The sequence below is a fragment of the Flagellimonas meishanensis genome (assembly GCF_019880545.1).
GTDB lineage: Bacteria > Bacteroidota > Bacteroidia > Flavobacteriales > Flavobacteriaceae > Flagellimonas > Flagellimonas meishanensis.
Map to the genome: position 1 here is coordinate 78,173 of NZ_JAINVW010000001.1, position 17,633 is coordinate 95,805.

Annotated in this window: 18 protein-coding genes; 1 reads left to right on the forward strand and 17 read right to left on the reverse strand. The window is 40.0% G+C overall.

What is annotated here, in order from left to right:
- Positions 1–19: 19 nt before the first annotated feature.
- The 14 genes from K7G75_RS00360 to K7G75_RS14880 form a co-directional block, all read right to left on the reverse strand.
- On the reverse strand, positions 20–463 hold the full coding sequence (locus K7G75_RS00360; protein ID WP_222981587.1) for an SRPBCC family protein: 444 nt from the start codon (positions 461–463) through the stop codon (positions 20–22).
- Between the two features lie 50 nt (positions 464–513).
- Positions 514–1,029 (reverse strand): GNAT family N-acetyltransferase, encoded by a 516-nt coding sequence (locus K7G75_RS00365; RefSeq protein WP_222981589.1) that lies wholly within the window; start codon positions 1,027–1,029, stop codon positions 514–516.
- Positions 1,030–1,206: 177 nt separating this feature from the next.
- Positions 1,207–1,563: a YciI family protein gene (locus K7G75_RS00370; RefSeq protein ID WP_222981591.1), complete on the reverse strand. Its 357-nt coding sequence runs from the start codon at positions 1,561–1,563 to the stop codon at positions 1,207–1,209.
- A gap of 164 nt (positions 1,564–1,727) precedes the next feature.
- Positions 1,728–2,360: a LysE family translocator gene (locus K7G75_RS00375; protein WP_222981593.1), complete on the reverse strand. Its 633-nt coding sequence runs from the start codon at positions 2,358–2,360 to the stop codon at positions 1,728–1,730.
- A 68-nt stretch (positions 2,361–2,428) separates the two neighbouring features.
- Entirely contained in the window at positions 2,429–2,980 is a 552-nt protein-coding gene (locus K7G75_RS00380; protein WP_222981595.1) for a hypothetical protein, read from the reverse strand.
- A 37-nt stretch (positions 2,981–3,017) separates the two neighbouring features.
- Complete coding sequence (locus tag K7G75_RS00385) at positions 3,018–3,434, reverse strand: nuclear transport factor 2 family protein (protein ID WP_222981597.1); 417 nt, start codon at positions 3,432–3,434, stop codon at positions 3,018–3,020.
- 297 nt (positions 3,435–3,731) lie between these two features.
- On the reverse strand, positions 3,732–4,631 hold the full coding sequence (locus K7G75_RS00390; RefSeq protein WP_222981600.1) for a hypothetical protein: 900 nt from the start codon (positions 4,629–4,631) through the stop codon (positions 3,732–3,734).
- Positions 4,632–4,646: 15 nt separating this feature from the next.
- On the reverse strand, positions 4,647–6,353 hold the full coding sequence (locus K7G75_RS00395; protein WP_262420209.1) for a SusD/RagB family nutrient-binding outer membrane lipoprotein: 1,707 nt from the start codon (positions 6,351–6,353) through the stop codon (positions 4,647–4,649).
- A gap of 9 nt (positions 6,354–6,362) precedes the next feature.
- Entirely contained in the window at positions 6,363–9,533 is a 3,171-nt protein-coding gene (locus K7G75_RS00400) for a SusC/RagA family TonB-linked outer membrane protein (RefSeq protein ID WP_222981602.1), read from the reverse strand.
- 646 nt (positions 9,534–10,179) lie between these two features.
- Positions 10,180–11,250, reverse strand: a complete 1,071-nt coding sequence (locus tag K7G75_RS00405; RefSeq protein ID WP_222981604.1) for a helix-turn-helix domain-containing protein — start codon at positions 11,248–11,250, stop codon at positions 10,180–10,182.
- A gap of 319 nt (positions 11,251–11,569) precedes the next feature.
- A complete protein-coding gene (locus tag K7G75_RS00410) occupies positions 11,570–12,850 on the reverse strand; it encodes a S41 family peptidase (protein WP_222981606.1) in 1,281 nt (426 codons plus the stop codon).
- 54 nt (positions 12,851–12,904) lie between these two features.
- Entirely contained in the window at positions 12,905–13,882 is a 978-nt protein-coding gene (locus K7G75_RS00415; protein WP_222981621.1) for a helix-turn-helix domain-containing protein, read from the reverse strand.
- 274 nt (positions 13,883–14,156) lie between these two features.
- Positions 14,157–14,375, reverse strand: coding sequence for a transposase (locus K7G75_RS14855; protein ID WP_222983424.1), 219 nt, complete (start codon positions 14,373–14,375; stop codon positions 14,157–14,159).
- Positions 14,376–14,384: 9 nt separating this feature from the next.
- Entirely contained in the window at positions 14,385–14,552 is a 168-nt protein-coding gene (locus tag K7G75_RS14880; protein WP_470300072.1) for an integrase catalytic domain-containing protein, read from the reverse strand.
- A 522-nt stretch (positions 14,553–15,074) separates the two neighbouring features.
- Between K7G75_RS14880 and K7G75_RS00430 the strand changes: the two genes are divergently transcribed.
- Complete coding sequence (locus K7G75_RS00430; protein ID WP_222981625.1) at positions 15,075–16,190, forward strand: helix-turn-helix domain-containing protein; 1,116 nt, start codon at positions 15,075–15,077, stop codon at positions 16,188–16,190.
- A 32-nt stretch (positions 16,191–16,222) separates the two neighbouring features.
- Here K7G75_RS00430 and K7G75_RS00435 read toward each other — a convergent pair whose 3' ends face one another.
- The 3 genes from K7G75_RS00435 to K7G75_RS00445 all read right to left on the reverse strand — a co-directional run bounded on the left by K7G75_RS00435 (position 16,223) and on the right by K7G75_RS00445 (position 17,630).
- On the reverse strand, positions 16,223–16,810 hold the full coding sequence (locus tag K7G75_RS00435; RefSeq protein WP_222981627.1) for a hypothetical protein: 588 nt from the start codon (positions 16,808–16,810) through the stop codon (positions 16,223–16,225).
- Entirely contained in the window at positions 16,807–17,334 is a 528-nt protein-coding gene (locus K7G75_RS00440; RefSeq protein WP_222981629.1) for a hypothetical protein, read from the reverse strand. Before K7G75_RS00440 ends, K7G75_RS00435 begins: the two co-directional genes overlap by 4 nt.
- 113 nt (positions 17,335–17,447) lie before the next feature.
- Entirely contained in the window at positions 17,448–17,630 is a 183-nt protein-coding gene (locus K7G75_RS00445) for a CPXCG motif-containing cysteine-rich protein (RefSeq protein WP_222981630.1), read from the reverse strand.
- Positions 17,631–17,633 lie beyond the last annotated feature (3 nt).

A 17,633-nucleotide genomic window follows, 5' to 3' on the forward strand; every position in this document is an offset into this window, starting at 1 on the left:
GATATATTTACCAGCTGCATTAATCCCCATGATAGAGTTTCAATTCTTTCGGATATGGGGTTCCCACACCTATTTCCAAGTATTGTTTTAAACTCAACAGGTATACCGTCCATTTTGTGGAAAAGTAGGTATATGACTCCATATCATCCTCAGCGATGTCTTGATGGATAAGTGTTAAAAAAACTTGTTGATCCTTTTTCTCAATATTGAAAATAAGTTTGGTGCCGTTCCAAGCTTTAAAGGATTGGAAGCAGACCAGCACCAACTTCTTATTCTTTACCACTTCATCACATTTGAACTTTAATGTAGTCAACCCATCGAATTCAAGTTCTACCACCTGGCCCGCCAGCACATTGCCTTTGGCCTTGGTCGCCCACCACTTGGTGAGACCTTCAGTTGTGGCCATGGCCTCGAACATGGCTTCTTTGGTAGCTGTGGTTCCTATGAAATGACGCGTTTCCAAATCTTGTTTTTTTGTGATTAATATTATTAAACTATTCCCAACATTGAGCTTTAGACCAATTCAATATTCATTATGCGCAAATCTCTATATTCATCTTTAAAATAGGGCACTTCAAGTCTCTTGATGCTGTGAAGGCAAAACCCTAGTTTTTCATAAAAGCGTATGCCTTTAAGGTTTGCACCCAGAACCTCTAGAAATAGAACCTCTTTACCTCGACTTTTAGTAATCTGAATCACCTGTTCCAAGGCCTTTCTTCCAAGCCCCATTCCCTTATATTCCGGATAGACATACATTTTCTCGAGTTCAGCGCACTTATCAGCAGAAAACATATGGGAATTGGGATTATTGTTGACCTTTATAAAGCCTATGGCACTATTTTTTAAAGTGATAAAGTAGTAATCGACTTCTCCATTATTCAAATCTGATCGCAGCTTGTCATCGCCAAATTGTACGTCAAGGTACCAATTGAGACCACCATCCATCCAACAATGACCAAAATAGTTTGAATAACAATCAATACAGATTCTTTGCAGCTTTGAAAAATCCTCAAGTGATGCTCTTTCCAAGTTCATCATTTAGTAAAACCTTGCATTATCTATTAAAAATGTTTTTTTTATTGTCATTAAACACTGCCAAGATCACAATTCTTTCTATGGTGCACAATGCCCATAAAATAGATAATATGCCAAATGATTCGCAAGTTAATCAGGCAATTCTAAAGTCATCATTTGTCAAATTTTTAATTAGTTGATGCCTTCCAATTGCTTTATCGGTCTTATTTCTATGCTGCCATTGGTCTCATTCCAAATAGGGTTTTGTTTGGCAATTTCAACTGCTCCAGCTATATCCGGAGCAATGACGTGAAAATAGCCTACAATCTGCTCATTTGAATTTTCGAAGACACTTTCCATGAAAGCCCCTTCTTTTTTATGGATAACTACACCATCCATTTCTAGAGGTTGTGCCTCCTTTAGTTTTCCCTGTTGCATTAACTGCCCAAGGTAACCTCCTACATTTTCAATATGTTTCTTTTGTTTTTCCAGTGGAAGCCCCTTTAGATGGTCTCCTGCGGTCTTGATAAAGATTACAAAATTTGCCATAATCCCAATTGTTATATAAAGTATTAATATTTTAATATCGCTCTAGTAAAAATCAAAATGCTTTTTATGGGCTAAAACGTGCACCCTCGAACTTGCCATCACTTTACAACGAACTACCTTATAAAGCTTTCATCTAAGCAAAGTATCTAAGTCATCAGTAATACCTATTTTTTTGCCAATGCCAGTTTTATTCCAATTGCTATGAAAATGATTCCCATGGTTTTATCCAGCCAACTTTTTATTCTATGGTTTCTTCTTATACCTTTCGCCAATTTGGAAGCAAAAAGCGCCAATGCCAAACTCCAGGCCGTTCCAATTACCAAGAATGTTATCCCAAGAATAAGGAAGGGCATTGAACTTTCGGTATGGCCCGGTTTTATAAATTGTGGTAAAAATGCAAGAAAAAATAAGGCCACTTTTGGGTTTAGAACATTCGTCAAAACTCCCGAAACATAAATCTTTGTGTAATCATTCATCTGATTCTTTTCGTTTAGCACATATTCTCCATTCGTCTTTTTCCGCAAGGTTTTAATGCCTAAAACCGCTAGATATAAGGCCCCTAAATTTTTGACAATTTCAAAAGCCAATGCCGACTTTGATAAAATTAATGACAGCCCCAATGCCGCAAAAATGATGTGGCATACCACTCCGGTGGATATTCCCAATGCCGATAAAATTCCTGCCTTTTTTCCTTGTGCAATACTTCTGCCCAGTATGTACATCGTATCCGAACCAGGTGTCAGTATCAACACGAAGGCAGCAACCAAAAAGGTCTCCATATTTATTATTCCAGACACTATGCTTGTCGGTTTGTTTTAGTAGTTGGTATTTCGGAATATTTCCCAATCAGTCAAAAATGAATTAACTATTTGGGAACCCTTACCTCGGCTCCGGTCTGTTTCCACGTAAGCCCATTATCAAAGGATTGGAAGATGTTGTTTATAACTTTCGCACCCTCTTTCCAGATTTCAACCCTTTCAAGCACTTTTTCACCATTGGCCCTAAGTTCATGTCCAATCCAAACGAACTTGTCACCTTTCATTTCCCCTTCAAACGATTCTATAGTCCCATTGCTTACAACCAGAATTCTCTTCCACTTGCCCGAAGACAAATCAAAATAGTCCATTCCTGCCCCTGAATGTCCGTTAAATGCAGTGAATTTTTCAGTGATTAAGCATCCCTTTCCATCTTTTTTAAGTGTTATGTCACCCACCAATAATCCTTTGGTAGTAATTTCCCAATCCCCCAACATAAAATCCAATAGGGCAAACCTTTCTTCATTGGCCAAACATGGGAAATCGTCATCTAAATAGGGTCTTTTGGGCAAATCATCAATACCTTGACTGAATACGGTTAAATTACCAAAGAGCATTGCGATTAACCAAAATTCTCCAAATTTTGATAATGTTCTGTTCATGGTGATAAAGATTTATACCTAATTGCTTTTAGTTTTTTTACTGCTGCTCCCAGATTACTTGATCGATAATCCAATAATCGTCTTGTCGTGATAGCAAAATATAGTCCGTGCCCCACCAAGCCTCCACCTTGGCAGCAGCGATATGATTTGAAATGTCCAAAACCACTGCTCTTCGCACTTCTCCAGTCTTCTTCAAAGTGTCCACCGAATCAACCATTTTACTGTAATCGATCATTTCTTTATACGTGATGTTCCGATAGGGAATATGACCTCCTGTTTCCTTTGACCTAATATATCCGAACTTGTGGAGATTGGGACGAACGTATTTTTTGATCAAAGAAGAGTCTCCTTGATAGAGCCCATCGAGATACCCAAGGCAAGCCTGCATCACTTTTATCTCATCATCGGTTTGTTTTTCCTGTGCCTTTACACCAATCACAAGGAGATACATCATCACTAAAATAATTCTGAAACAGTTGGGTAACATATGCTTTTCTTTATTTGTTAAATCCGAAATCTCGACAAACATGTTTAACCAGATTTCTATGTAGGTTCAGAGTCTTAGTATATCCTCCTCAACAGAAGACCACATTAGGTGGTTTTGTGTTTAAGGTTAAACATGGTCACTATTCTTTCTTTTCTTAAAAATAACGGCTGTACCCAGTTAGGTACAGCCGTTTAGGTATCTCATGTTGAAAAGTAATCCAACAGATGGCAGGGTTCTATGGTGCACATTTGTACCATACAGTTATTATTGTTTGACCCAAATCTGAGTTCCGGACATAAAGTCGCTTGAAATATCCATACTCCAACTCCCATCAGGATTAACAGTGCCGGATACCTGAACAGTACCGCCGCAACAATCCGGTGTACTGCCGGACAAATCTCCACATACATCGGTAATTTGACCAGAAGCTGCAGCAACAGTGCCACAAATACCAAAGGCACCACAAAAAAGTGCATCATAGGCTCCTGCGGCCATGTCAGATAATGTATAGATTCCACCTCCGTCAGCGGTCACTGTAACCATGGCTTCCGAATTGGCAATAGATGGTACGCCACAACACCCATCGGCTGTTGTGATAACTAAATATGTCCCCGTAAGATCGGACGGACAAGACACTGGATATTCAATCCTTACATCATAAATTGGCGTATTGGCCTGTATATTGGTCCCTGTATTGTTTGAACCGTCGACAGGGTCAATCAAATCCAATACCCTCCCATCTTCCATGGTAAACCTTGCAGATAGGGAAAGATTATCCCCGACAGCAATGTTGGTCCTTTCCAATTCTGCAAAAGCCGCAACAATGTCATCAACAGTCATACTGAACTCACCAGGCAATGAAGCGTTTGGAAATAGTACTGTAAAATAGGTTTCTCCACTAACTGTTTGGTAAGCGCCAACAATATCAGTAGTAACCGGGTTTCCAGCCGCTAACTCTACGGTGAAACGGATCTCTGGATTTTCTCCCTGGCCCACTCTTATCAAATCAATAAATCCTTCATTGGTTTCGCTAAAAACCTTTTCAAGGTTTACGACAGCACCTTCTTCCAACTCTATTGCCGACGTTCCTCCATCGTCTTTACAAGATTGAAATAGACAAATGGTCAGTATCGCAACGATGCTTAAAAATCTAAACTTTTTCATGTCTTAATCTGTTAATTAGTTATCCCAAAAAATGTTATACGTGGCCGGATTCTTCTGATCAGGCGCATTTTGGTTAAGATTTAACTCTGTGTCTGGCCAAAAGATGGAGATTTGATACGGGTTGTCTTGTACTGTCTCCGCATCATTCAGCAGGAACCCATCACCATTATCGAGCTGATATTCTGGGGACTGTGCCCCCAAAGGTTCGGCCAAAATAGGATACCCCGTACGTCTGTAATCAGCATATTGGTCCAATGAATCTCCGAAAGTGGCTACCCATTTTTGGGTCATTATGATTTCAAACTGCTTTTCATTATCGGCAGCATCAAATTCGGCCATTATGCCATCTATAAATGACGTAACAGCAGCGGAACCGAAAAGCATTGGAACTGTCTGGGTCGTCCCGGTACCGGCCACAACCTGGTCCACCTTGGCAAAACTTGCCTCCACGGCTTCCCTTAGCTTTGCCCTTGAATCTCCAGGTAATAATCCCACATGCATCAACTCAGCCTGAATGTATAGAAATTCATCATATGTTAGAATTCTTCTGGGAGCAACACCAGTTCCACTGTTGATTGTTCTGGCAAACCCTTGACCATCATCGTACCTGCCTCCACACGGAAATATTCCTGGAAAAGTGGCATCGCCTTCAACAGCATTGTCCCTATAGGGGCCAATACTACCAAAACGAATCGAAAAGAATCCTGTTGAGGCATCCCAGTAGTCAGCATTGGGGTTACCTGTTTCGGCATTTCCCTGATCTCGTGGAAATTGGCCGGGCAATAGTTGATTTACGAAATAATAGGGTAATCTAGGATCTGGATTTCCATTATGGACATTTGGGTTGACACCTTTCAATATCTCATAGAACCAAGGGCTGGCATATTTTGTCACCTGTGCCCCTCCGTAAGCGTTTATGAACATTTGGTTCCGTTCATCGGTAGGTGCCTGATTGGCCGTATGGGTAAACTGAAAATCATCTGTGTTAGAAGTAAAAAAGTTATCCTCCGCTACCAATGCATTGAGAGCAGATTGATCGAACAAGGAAGATAATCTAATCTGATTATAGAGCTTCAGTTTGAACGTATTTGCAAACTTGACCCAATTATCTGTGGACCCAGCATAGAACAAATCATCCGAACCTGGTTGATTTAACCCTTCTCCACTGGCCACGTTGGATTTCCCATCTTCCAATAATCCTAGACAAACGCTATATATTTCTTGTTGGTCGTCAAAGACCGGGCTTATAATACCAGCTTCAAGTTGCGTAGCTTCGGAAAAAGGAACATCGCCCCATATATCAACCGCGGTCGTCAGTAAATAGGCTTTCATAATCTGTGCGATTCCCAAGTAAACCCTATCTCCAGACTCCTGTGATTGGGCAATTAAGGTTTCAATGTCTGTCAATCCCAAATAGATGGCATTCCATTCGTTGCGCATTAAAATGCTATTGGCCTGTAGTCCATATTGGTCCTGTGCGCCCCTTGCGGTAAATTGATGAACATACACTTGAAGAATGTCGCCGCTCCAGAAATTGGAATCTCCCACGTTTGCCAATCCAACCTGGATATTGGGCAACAATTGATTCAATGGTGCGGTAATTGGCGAATCAGTATCCGTATCAACATCGAGATAGTCTTCGCAACCAATAAATAGGAATATCATCGGAAGGATTTTCCAAAAACGCTTAATCATGCTCATATAGAATTTTATTTTTTTCATGCTTTTTTTTTAAAAAGTTAAGTTTAGTCTCACTCCATATCTCTGTGCTGTTGGTGCAGCTGAAATTTCCACGCCCTGTAGTCTTGTGGACCCAAAACTGTTTACCTCTGGGTCGAAATTGGTGTATTTTGGAACGTTCGGAGCAAAAAACCACAGGTTATTGCCAAGCACACTTATGGACATCCTGCCGAATGGGGTTTTGTCCAACCATTTTGATGGAAAATCATAGGTTAAACTGGCCTCTCTTAAGCGATAGACCGTTCCATCATATATTCTTGCTTCATCAACAGCATTTTGCCCAAATGTGGTTGAGCCGCCTCCAGGTGAGAAATAAAGTTCGTTTATATCCACTTGGGTAGTATTCGGAATCCGGTTTCCGTTGGAGTCTAAAATGGGACCCTGCCCATCCCCATAAAAACCAGGGATGACAACGGTACGTTCCCTATCCTCCGTATCCTTGGTAACTCCTCGGCCTAGGAGCGCCTGGATGCTGGTAGAAGCAATATCTCCGCCCTCCTTCCAGTCAAACTGGGCTCTGAGCGTCAAACCTTTGTAGGAAAATGTATTGATCAAACCTACCCTAAAGTCAGGGTTAGGATCGCCTATTACACCATTTTCCAAATCTACTATCACCCCTCCGCTGGCGCGGTTGATTAAAAAATTGCCTTCGTCATCCCTTGCAAATCGAGTACCATAAAATACCCCGAAAGGTTCTCCAACTATGGCGTGCGATACTTCATTGGGATTGAATTGGATTCTGTCCAATCCTTCTACCAATTCGGTCACCTCATTTACATTTCTAGTGAATGTCCCGAAGAAATCCCATTTGAAGTTCTTGGTCTGGATCGGTACAATATTTAGCCCTATTTCAACCCCCGTGTTCTGAATTTCCCCAATGTTGGTGTTGAATGTGGAAAAACCACTGGTAGTAGGAACACTTACCGGTGACAATAAATCCGTGGTGATTTTCTTATACCAGCTAAAATCAATAATCACCCTGCGCTTAAATAATTCCAAATCAACGCCTGCTTCCAACTCATCCGTAAATTCAGGGGTTGCCTCTTGATCTCCCAGGGCGGTTCGGTTTCCTATTACTGGGTTACCATTGAAGGCGTTACCCACAGCAAAGGTTCTGTTCAAAAACTCTGCGGGAGCATCCCTCCCCACGGAAGCATAACCAGCTCTTAACTTTAGGAATGTAATTATGTTGCTGTCAATATCAAATGCTTCGGTAGGAATAAATGACAAGCTTGCGGAAGGATAAAAATAAGAATTGTTCCCTTCGGGAAGCGTAGAGCTCCAGTCATTTCTACCTGTAACGTTCAAAAACACAAAATCTTTATATCCTAGACTTAAATCCCCAAATATCCCTACATTCCTATTTCTGGCAAAACCTATTCCGTTAGTTGGTGTGGGCTGTACCAAAGTCACATTAAGGTTGTTCTCAACTGTAAAGATTCCTGGTGAGATAAAGGTGTTTGCCAATATCGCATTCCGTTGTTGAGAGTTTTGCAACACGTTGTTACCCAAAATTAACCCCAAGGAAAAATCTTGGGTGAGGTCATAATCAAAGTTCAACAAGAAAGTGGATTCTATGGCTTCATTCAAAAAGTCGTCCGTTGTTATAGAACCCACTCCCAAACTTGCTCTAGATCCAATATTTCGAATCTCCTTACGGCTCAAATCATATCTATTGATACCGAACCTGTAGGTGGCGGAAATGTTGTTGTTGAATGCATAATTGAAGTTAACATTGGTAACTATCCTGTTGGTCTGGGTAATTATTTGGTCGTTCTTCCAAGACCACAGTGGATGGTCCCATCCATTGTTCGGTGTAACAGATCCTCCAGTAGCAGGATCAGTGAAAGGAAGATCCATGTTCCATGTTCTTCCCAGCCATAAAGCCCTAGCAAAAGATGAGGCAGATCCTGCAAACTGGTTTTCGCCAAAAAAACCACCGACCTGTTCCGTATCACTATAGCTCAAAGAAGCTCCTACAGTAATCTTATTGCCAAGCTTGAAGTTCCCTCCAGCAGAAATAGAGGTTCTGCCAAAGGTATTATAAGGGATATATCCATCTTGGTTCAAATCCGACAGGGTAACACTAAAGTTGCCATCTTCATTACCATAGGAAAGGTTCACGGAATTATCGAAAACGAATCCTGTTCTGAACAGACTTTCAACGTTGTTTGGTTGAGCTACATATGGTTGAGTTGGGCCAAGTTCTGGAAAGGCTGCCAACAGATTAGGCCATGTGGGGATTGTTTCAAGAGAATCAAATCTTGGCCCCCAGGATCCGTTTGCATTCAAATATTCAAAATTTACACCATTACCATACGTATTTTGATATTCAGGAAGATTGGCAATTTCTTCAAAATAAACTCCCGAATTTAAGCCAACACTAAGCTTGTTGTTTCCCGTAGATCCTCTTGGGGCACCAGACTTTGTCGTAATTACAATTACCCCATTGGCAGCTCTTGATCCATATAAAGCGGCTGCGGCCGTACTTTTTAGAACGTTTACCGAAGCTATATCGTTGGGATCCAAGGTAGCAATCCCTGATTCATAACCTCCACCTCCAGTTGTCTGGTTTGAAGTGGAAACCTGACTATTGTCATACGCTACTCCATCTACAATAAATAGGGGTTGGCTTGCACTTCCAAGGGTGGTTGCACCACGAATGTTTATTTGGTTTGCAGAACCTGCGACACCATTTGAAAAGTTCACATTAACACCTGGAACCTTCCCGGCAAAAGAACGGAGCACATCTGGTTCTGAATTCTCAAGAATATCTGCTGTCGGAACTTTACTGACAGCATAGCCTAAACTTTTTGGATTTCTTTGAATACCAAAGGCAGTGACCACTACCTCATCCAAGGCTTGTGCGTCTTCCTGCATTTGGACGTTAATAACGTTTTGGGACCCTACCGTTCTTTTTTCTTCCCTTTGTCCGATATAGGTAAAAACCAGTACTTGACCCTGACTTGTGATTATGGAATAGTTTCCATCAAAATCCGTCTGTGTACCTGTAATGCTGTTTTCGACAACAATATTAACACCAGGAAGCGGTAATCCACTGGAGTCGGTTACGTTACCAGTAACTGTTTTCTGCTGGGCAATTACAAATATGGTTCCCGCACAGAAAACCATTAAAGCCCAAAGCAATTTCTTAACTTTCATAGAGTTTAAAGTTTCGTTAGTAAATTATTGAGTTAGAGCAATTGAGAAAGGTGGGCGGGAAAAGTTGTGATAGCTAATTCAAAAATCAAAAATGAGAACAAAACTCAGTGGTTGTCTCTTTCTTGGTAAGACTTCTCGCCGCCCTACCTTACAATTGCGGGGTAAAAGAAAGAAATGGTATTCTTAGAAAAGATTCTTCCTATAAGGGTATACTATAATTCCGAAACTAAGAGACTTCCCGAAAAAAGGAGAATGTTGAACTTACTATATGAGCTCGTTAAAGGGAATGATATTCAAGGAGATTGCCAGAGAAAAATTATTTTTAAATACAAAATCGGTCAGATAAATAAGCTAATTCAATTCTATAAAAGAATATGATACTTAGAAATGAAATTTCAGGAGATAAGCCAGTTCATTGTAATTGCTTTTTATAAGGATGAACGGCCCGGCATAATAAATCATAACCTCAATGCAATGATAACTGTGGGTGGTCAATTTTGTCAATCATATTTTTCTGCAATGAACCGAAAACCTCTTTTGGGAAGGAAAGCTTTTAGACAGGCATAACTTTTCATGTAAAGGGGTCTTGTAAACTTGTTGCCTCGTTCTTGTAGACTTGTTACTATAATAAAAAAAAGGGAAGTTTTTACGCAGTCTCTAGAGTGTCATTTATATAATTTGTTGGTGATGTGCCCACAAATTTTTTAAAAGCCTTATAAAAACTGGCTTTATTGTTGAAGCCTACTGCATACAATATTTCAATAATGTTGGGGTCTTCATCTGCCATCTTGTCATTTATCAAAATACTTTTCGCCTCCTCAATCCTATATTCATTGATGAAATCAAAAAATCCTTTGTCAAAATGTTGGTTTATTACTTGCGATGTATGGTGTCTTGAAATCCCAAGCATTTGCGCAAGGTCATCTAGTTTTAATTCTGGATTCAGATAGGGTTTTTCAAATTCCATAAGGTTCATCAACTTTTTCCTATATTCCAGAGAGACACTATCCGACATTCCTGTTTTACTGTATTTTATAAAAAGCTTTAAGTTTTTTAACTTATTCCAATTAATTAGTACCTCTGGCGTTTCACGTACCAAATATCCTTGAAGTGCAACCAAAAGTGCCATTGCAATCGTAATGATATAGTCCTGTCTACTGGTCAGAATATCCGTTCGCGCAAGTACAGCATATAATGCCCAGGAAAGGGAAAAGCCCATAAAAAAAACATTCAAATATAAGAACCACCTGTCTTTTCTCATTTTTCCTCTGATGCGGCTATAATAATTTAACCAAGAGATAACTGCAAAAAAAAGCAAACAGCCTACAAGAATATTTTCCATCTGCTCTGGGGCGACGACCAAATATTCATGTAATTCTTGACGGCTTTGAAATTGCCGTCTAAAATATTCAGACAAAAAGAAATACTTACCATAAAAACAAAAAACAAAAATCAATGGAGTCAATAGAAGTAGTATCCTCCATGGTTTTGGCTTCCAATTGCCGGTGACCATTTGATTATAGATGAAGAAGAGAGGGCCGTAAAGAGCCAAGGGTATAAAATAGACATAGTTAAGTTTTCGATTAAGTTCTGGAATGATTTCCGACCAGTACATCACGCTATAAAAGATATGATATGAAAACAAGAACATGAATGCAAACCAAAGCCACTTAGCCTCTTTTTTACCCTTCTTGGAAAAAAGAATCAAAAAAGCCAAAAGCAACGATTGAAACGCAAAAAACAAAATGGTGCTCTCCCAGATGTTCATTCAATAAAATATTCAATTTAAGTCCAAAAGTCAATCCCTTAGATTCCAATCAACTGAAAGAGAATGAACTTTTAAATCAAAAAATACGCTACTTAAAGTTACCCTTTCCAGTTTTAATAAGGTCTATTATCATCGGGATTTCAAGCCTGCCGAACGTAAGTGATAACATTTAACTTTTTTTAGCAAAGGCGCGTTTCTTCCCAAACAATATTGAGCCGAAAGAATTGTACTAGTTGCCATCTCACTCAAAACAGTTGTTGAATAAAGACTAATATTTGTTTTCCAAATATTCAAGAATGGTTTTCATACTTGGGTCAACTCCATTCCGAAAATCGTCAGCCGTCAATAATACGGATAATTCGGGGGCAATCCATTTTCGGTCATCATCGGAAGTCTTACCTCCTTGCCAATATCTTGAGCTAATACTTCCGATCAATCCGCTATTTGGAAGTTGAAAATTATTTTCCTCTCCATAAAAATTAGGACTGGAACCCGTAGGTTCACCTACAAAAATGGCATGGGTTTCTTGTTCTAAATCAGATGCAAGATTCATGGCAGCTGAAAAAGTCCGTCTACCCGTGATGACGAATAGTTTGTCTTTTTGATTTACTTTTTGATTGCATATCAATTTATGAATCAATGACTTGTTCAAAAAGTTATTTCCCCCATTGTTCAATCTTAAGTCGATAACCATTGATTCCACATCATTGTTATCAATAAAGCCAAACAATCTTTCAACAAAATCGGCTATTGATTCTTCCTCCTTATCAAGAATATTGTTGAACTGAAAATAGACCATCTTGTTTTCTTTCAAATATTCGAACCAATAAAAGTTCGCTGCATTCTTAGTCCAAAGGTTGTTGCCAGCATCTGCCATTTGTGTCCAATGGGGAGGCGCAAAAGGACTCATCGGGTTCCATTGCAAGGGTCCACTGGCCACAGATATCGTTTGTTCAGTATCCCCTTCCAGATAGGTAAATTCAACCGCATCAAAGGTAGTTTTGTTATTAAGCAATCCATAGACCTCCGCATATTGCAATGCCAAAGGGAGAATCCATTGCACTTGAAATTTGTTGTCCCTACTAATGTGCGGCTCAAGTTTTGCTAGCAGTTCCTCTATAGGTTCTCCTGCGACCTTAAGTATTTGTTTGCCCACCAAGTTTTTATACTGGGGCAGGGCGGCACGAACATATAAAAGGTCATCAAAAAAATAAAACTCCAAGGGCAGGGCGTGAAATGCAAGCTCTCCTTCGTAAGGCGGATATAATACTGTGTGTCCGTCCTTGACCATGGCCAACAACCTCATCAGGGACATTACTATTTCATGATCCTGCATTTTGGGAATATTCTCTAGAATATCTTTAATGGAATTTTCCCATTTATCGAGCTCCATGGTGTGGAAAAGATTAAAGTGCGATTGTTCGGCAAATTCCTTTAGAAACTTAAGATCTTCGCTCCACGCTTTTGCATCTAGCTCTGATTGTTGTGGGCTGGCATAGCGACCTAAAAGTAATAGGCAAACCATACTTATTTTTTTCAGACTTTTCATTTTTAGCTTTTCAAATTACAAGCTATGTTATGAAAGTCTTTCTTACGAGTCGACCTATTCTGTAGGATGAGACCTATTCAATTCTCTAAATTGTATGGGGGTCATGCCCGTTATTTTTTTAAAAATTCGATTGAAGGAAGCTTTGCTTTGAAAACCGGACTCAAAAGCTAAGGCCAATATCTTTTTGTGGTTTTCACTTGGGTCAAGAAGTTTTCCTTTCATGTATTCCACCCTATATTCGTTGATCAAATCGTTGAATTTCCTTTCCATCCCCTCGTTTACAACTTGGGACAAGATGTTGGTCGATACATTTAGATTATCTGCCAAACCAGATAGTGTCAAATCAGGATTTAAGAATACTTGCTGTTCGTTAAGCAGTTTATTCAATTGGATCTGAAGCAAATAACTATCCTCTTCCTTAAGATTGGAATTCGAATACTTTGGACCAAAGGGTCTTTTCTGAAAAAAAATGTCCGGGTTTCTTAAAATCAAAAAAGTAAGCAAATACACCAAAAAAGTAACCAAGATGCACGCCAGATAATCTGAATCAATCCAAACGGAAAATCCAAAATACATCATAAAAAAAACTCCATAAGAAACCAGGAACACCAAAGTAAACGACCAAATTATGTAAGCCATGAATACTCGTTCAGGTACTCTGACATGTTTTGACTGAATTAATTTTTTATGGAGCATCGCCAAGTAGAACGCTATGAGCAATAGCTTTAAAAGCACAAAGGTGGCCAATTCATTGCTCATATTCCCACTGGGCAGAGCAGTGAAAATATTGGTTGCCATTGAACTATTCAACCATATCAAAACCAAAAGAAACGGTGCAAAATGCCAAATATCTGTGCTTCTAATTCCTCGATTTTTATTTGAAAAGGAAAGAATGAGCAACCAAACCAAGGGACCGTATGTAAGGTCTAGCCCCATAAATAGGGTCGACCAGCCGTCACCAAGATAAATCCCAGTTAAATCGAGTAATTCGCTTCCTATCAACACCCCTAGGGCCATAAAAAGTAAGGCCATAAAAAAAGGTTTGGTCTTTGACTCAAGAAACAATAGTATACTTAAAATGATGGCTTGGAGAAACCCGACCCCAAAAATGATTGGTAATATAAACTTTGTAAACATCATATTTTGTAAATATAATCATGCGATGGAAGAATATTAATGTTGACCGCAGTTAGATTTTGGCCTCATATCTGATAAATTCTTAGACTTGCATAGGAACTTTTTAATTCCTCTTAGCCAAGACTAATAACTTCTAATCAACTGTATGCGCCCCCAGATTAGCTATGATTTAGGTTTTACAAATTAGTTCATTATTTGATATGGAAAAGCTGGCTTTTCCATATTTCCTCAAAAGATATTTAAGTGTTATTTTCTGTAGGGCCTCATGGAGCCTTTTTTTATTGTAATGTTCCACCCCCTGTTCGGTCAACACCCTTACCTGTGACAGAGATTCGAACAGGTAAGAGTTCAGTACTTCCTGCCGATAGCTCCTGTTGAAGCGTTCGATACGGCTGTTCTAGACCGGTTTCCTGGGTTGTATATATTTAATCTCAATATTTCTTTCCCTGTACCATAAATGGAAACTGGCCGAAGTGAACTCTGGCCCGTTGTCCACTCTTATCGCATGAAGTTTTCCCCTGAAAGCCACCAATCTGTCCAGTTCCCAGTACAGTGCAGTCGCCACAAATTCGGTCTACCAGTAAATAAGGTCCTGTGCTATTTTGCGGATCAACATTTTCATCGGCAGAATCATTATTGTCAGTGACATACCTAAGAACATTTCCTTCAAGTATGGGTCTAAGAATGCAGTCCCCTTCCACGTTTGTAAGTCTTGGAGCCACTAAAGTGCACGGATCAATGAACGGGAGCAATGGTTCTCCTTTATAGAAATGCTCATAATTAAAAAAATCGTTTTTGGGATACCGATGCCACGTCAAAATAACCCAAAACCCTTTCTCGTTTATCTATTGTTGATGCAATATTGCCTTGTAAAAAGAAAATGCCTCATCGGATTGTACCTAATAACCGTAAAGGTCGCTGGTTCGAGTCCAGTCCCCGCTACTGAAAAAGAGAAGGCTTCAGGAAAACGTGAGGCCTTTTTGTTTCTATTTTCTTGTTGGCTGTTAGCTTTCAAATCCCGTTTATTCTCTAAATCCCGATAAGAGTTTTATATTCAAGTCTGCTTTGTTCGTAAATTCACAGACAGATGACTTTCTGGGAAACATTTTTCATGTTTTTGGGCTTTCAAGCCTTTTTGCTTTCCATGCTGTTTTTCTTTAAAAAAGAGAGCTCTTTTGCCTATGCCAATAGAATGTTTTCCCTATTCATGTTCCTGTGTGGCTGGCTTATCATATATAATGTACTTTTCTGGACCGGAAAACTCTATCAGTCCCCATTCATACATATAAACGTTACCTATGTACTGGCACTTTCGCTAATTGGCCCAGTGTTCTTTTTCTACTTAAAGCATGTTGTGGAAGGATACAGGCTAAAGCCTTTTCGGGATTCTATCCATGTCATTCCCTTTTTGTTCATATTTGTCCTTAACGCTCCTTATCACTTGCTGTCCGCAAAAGAAAAACTGGAGGTTCACCATACCAAAACTTTGGGTCAGTTTATACATGTAAATGCTTATTTGGAAATTGGTTTGTTGTTACTAATGACATTTTACGGTGTTTATGCCGGTATACGATTCCATAGCTTTTTTGGCAAGGACGAAGACCTCCATCTATGGGTCCGGGCCATTCTTTTTTGTTATGCGGGTTGTGTTTTAAGCTATATCGCCTACTACGTGCTGGTTTACTTGGGTGTCCTGACGCTGGAACAGGATTATTTCATTACACTGGTCCTGTGTGTCTCGGTGATGACCGCAGCGTACTTTGCCTTCAACTTTCCTCAGATTTTCCAGGGCAAGGCCATGTCCGCTTTGGTGCCATTCATGAAATATAAGAAAACAGGGCTGTCCGAAAACTATTCCAAGGAACTCAAGGAAAACCTGCTTGATCTAATGGTCCAAGAAAAGCCCTATTTGAACAGGGAACTCCGATTGGATGATATCGCTGATTCCCTCGGCATAGCAAGACATCACGCATCGCAGATTATCAATGAGCACTTTGATACGCACTTCTTTGATTTTATAAATCTGTATAGGGTGGAAGAAGCAGTGCGACTGCTCGAAAAAAACAAGGACCGGATAAATTTGGCCGAAGTCGGCTTCTTGTCGGGATTCAACAATACGGTCTCCTTCAATAAAGCCTTTAAAAAACAAATGGGGTCCACCCCTTCCCAATACAGAAAAGATTTGATTTCCAATGGTGTATGACTCGGTGCAAGAGTCACGCTACCCTGCCCCAATCAAAGCGATTCGTTTCTTTTGGCGATAATGGTGGTGTTGATATGTAGGGTGCCGTCCGGTTGCCGCACCTCCCATTTCCAATCAAAACTTTCTACTGAAATATTGTAAAAGGTAATCTGCCATTGTTTGGATTCATCGTACAACAATATTTCATCTTCCTCGGTTTGATGGGACAACCAAATACCCGAAATGGAGCTTGCCTGATTCTCCATCCAGGCACATTGCCATAAATCCAATTGTGGATTGAAAATCCTGATATTGGTGCCTATTATCTGATTTTGGTCTGTTGAGTCCAATACCGCGGGATTTTTCCAAAAATCCTGTATGGCGTAGCCATCCAGTGCATACTTAAACACCCAGTTTGCCTTGGTTTGCGAAACAATGGTGTCGTTCTGATAATTGGTGATCAAACAGTCCCACATCCCAACCAAACGGCCATACTGTATGGTTTCCTTCGGGGCATTCTTGTTCCATGTGCCATACCCTGTATGTTTTGGGCCTTCTTTTTCCTTGACCTTAGGTTGGGTTTCATTGCATGCCAGGATAACCATAATAAGCAACCCAAATACAATTGAGATTCTTTTCATTTCTTCTTTTTATAATCAATCTGCCAATTGAGCGTCCATGTTTCCCCTCCATCGGTGGATATTTCCCAATCCCATGTCATCGCAGCTTCTGTAATATGGTGGAACACCATTCTCTGTGTATTCTTTTTCCCATCTTCCGTCTCGCTGATCTCAGTTTGAAAAATTTTTCTATCCCCTTGCAAATCTCCTGTGAAGGATAAAAAACTCCCTTGATTGTCTGCCCAGGACTGTTTCCATTCCCCTGTCCTTGGTTGATAGACCGAAATGCTAGTGCCCTTAAACCCTTTGGAACCTCCACCAAGTACTTCAAAATGCTCTTGCATTACTTTTCCATCAAGGATTTTTTCAATTTTGTTGCTGCCATGGCCACGTTTCCCTTCGGCCTCCTCCCAACTTACTTCCCAGGTTCCCTCCCAGAAATCCAGAAGTTTTGATGGTTCCTCTTCCTGCGCAAACATTATGGCTGTACCAAAAAATAAACAGACACCCATAAGCAATTTATAGTTCTTAGTGCTGTAACTCATACGGATTGTTTTTAAGTTAGAAATCAAGAACAAGTTACTATCTGGGCCGCTTTTTTTTGATTATCCCTATAAACCTTTATGCTTTTTTAGCGCTTGATTGATCAAAAAAAGGATTATTGACCCAACTGCGCAGCGGTAAACCCCATGAGTCCCTCGTTTTCAAAAACTACGGAAACCTCTATTGGATTACAGCATACTTCGCAGTCCTCTATGTAGGTCTGATGGGGCACGGAGGTGTCCAACAAAAATGAAATTTGCTCCCAACAATATGGGCAATGAAAGAAATGTTCCAGCACCTT

What these genes read in the sequence shown, in the direction of transcription:
- K7G75_RS00370 (WP_222981591.1), bottom strand. Translation starts at nt 1,563, where the DNA reads ATGGCAAATTTTGTAATCTTTATCAAGACCGCAGGAGACCATCTAAAG.
- K7G75_RS00380 (WP_222981595.1), bottom strand. Translation starts at nt 2,980, where the DNA reads ATGAACAGAACATTATCAAAATTTGGAGAATTTTGGTTAATCGCAATG.
- K7G75_RS00385 (WP_222981597.1), bottom strand. Translation starts at nt 3,434, where the DNA reads ATGATGTATCTCCTTGTGATTGGTGTAAAGGCACAGGAAAAACAAACC.
- K7G75_RS00390 (WP_222981600.1), bottom strand. Translation starts at nt 4,631, where the DNA reads ATGAAAAAGTTTAGATTTTTAAGCATCGTTGCGATACTGACCATTTGT.
- K7G75_RS00395 (WP_262420209.1), bottom strand. Translation starts at nt 6,353, where the DNA reads ATGAAAAAAATAAAATTCTATATGAGCATGATTAAGCGTTTTTGGAAA.
- K7G75_RS00400 (WP_222981602.1), bottom strand. Translation starts at nt 9,533, where the DNA reads ATGAAAGTTAAGAAATTGCTTTGGGCTTTAATGGTTTTCTGTGCGGGA.
- K7G75_RS00410 (WP_222981606.1), bottom strand. Translation starts at nt 12,850, where the DNA reads ATGAAAAGTCTGAAAAAAATAAGTATGGTTTGCCTATTACTTTTAGGT.
- K7G75_RS00415 (WP_222981621.1), bottom strand. Translation starts at nt 13,882, where the DNA reads ATGGCCTTACTTTTTATGGCCCTAGGGGTGTTGATAGGAAGCGAATTA.
- K7G75_RS00430 (WP_222981625.1), top strand. Translation starts at nt 15,075, where the DNA reads ATGACTTTCTGGGAAACATTTTTCATGTTTTTGGGCTTTCAAGCCTTT.
- K7G75_RS00435 (WP_222981627.1), bottom strand. Translation starts at nt 16,810, where the DNA reads ATGAAAAGAATCTCAATTGTATTTGGGTTGCTTATTATGGTTATCCTG.
- K7G75_RS00440 (WP_222981629.1), bottom strand. Translation starts at nt 17,334, where the DNA reads ATGAGTTACAGCACTAAGAACTATAAATTGCTTATGGGTGTCTGTTTA.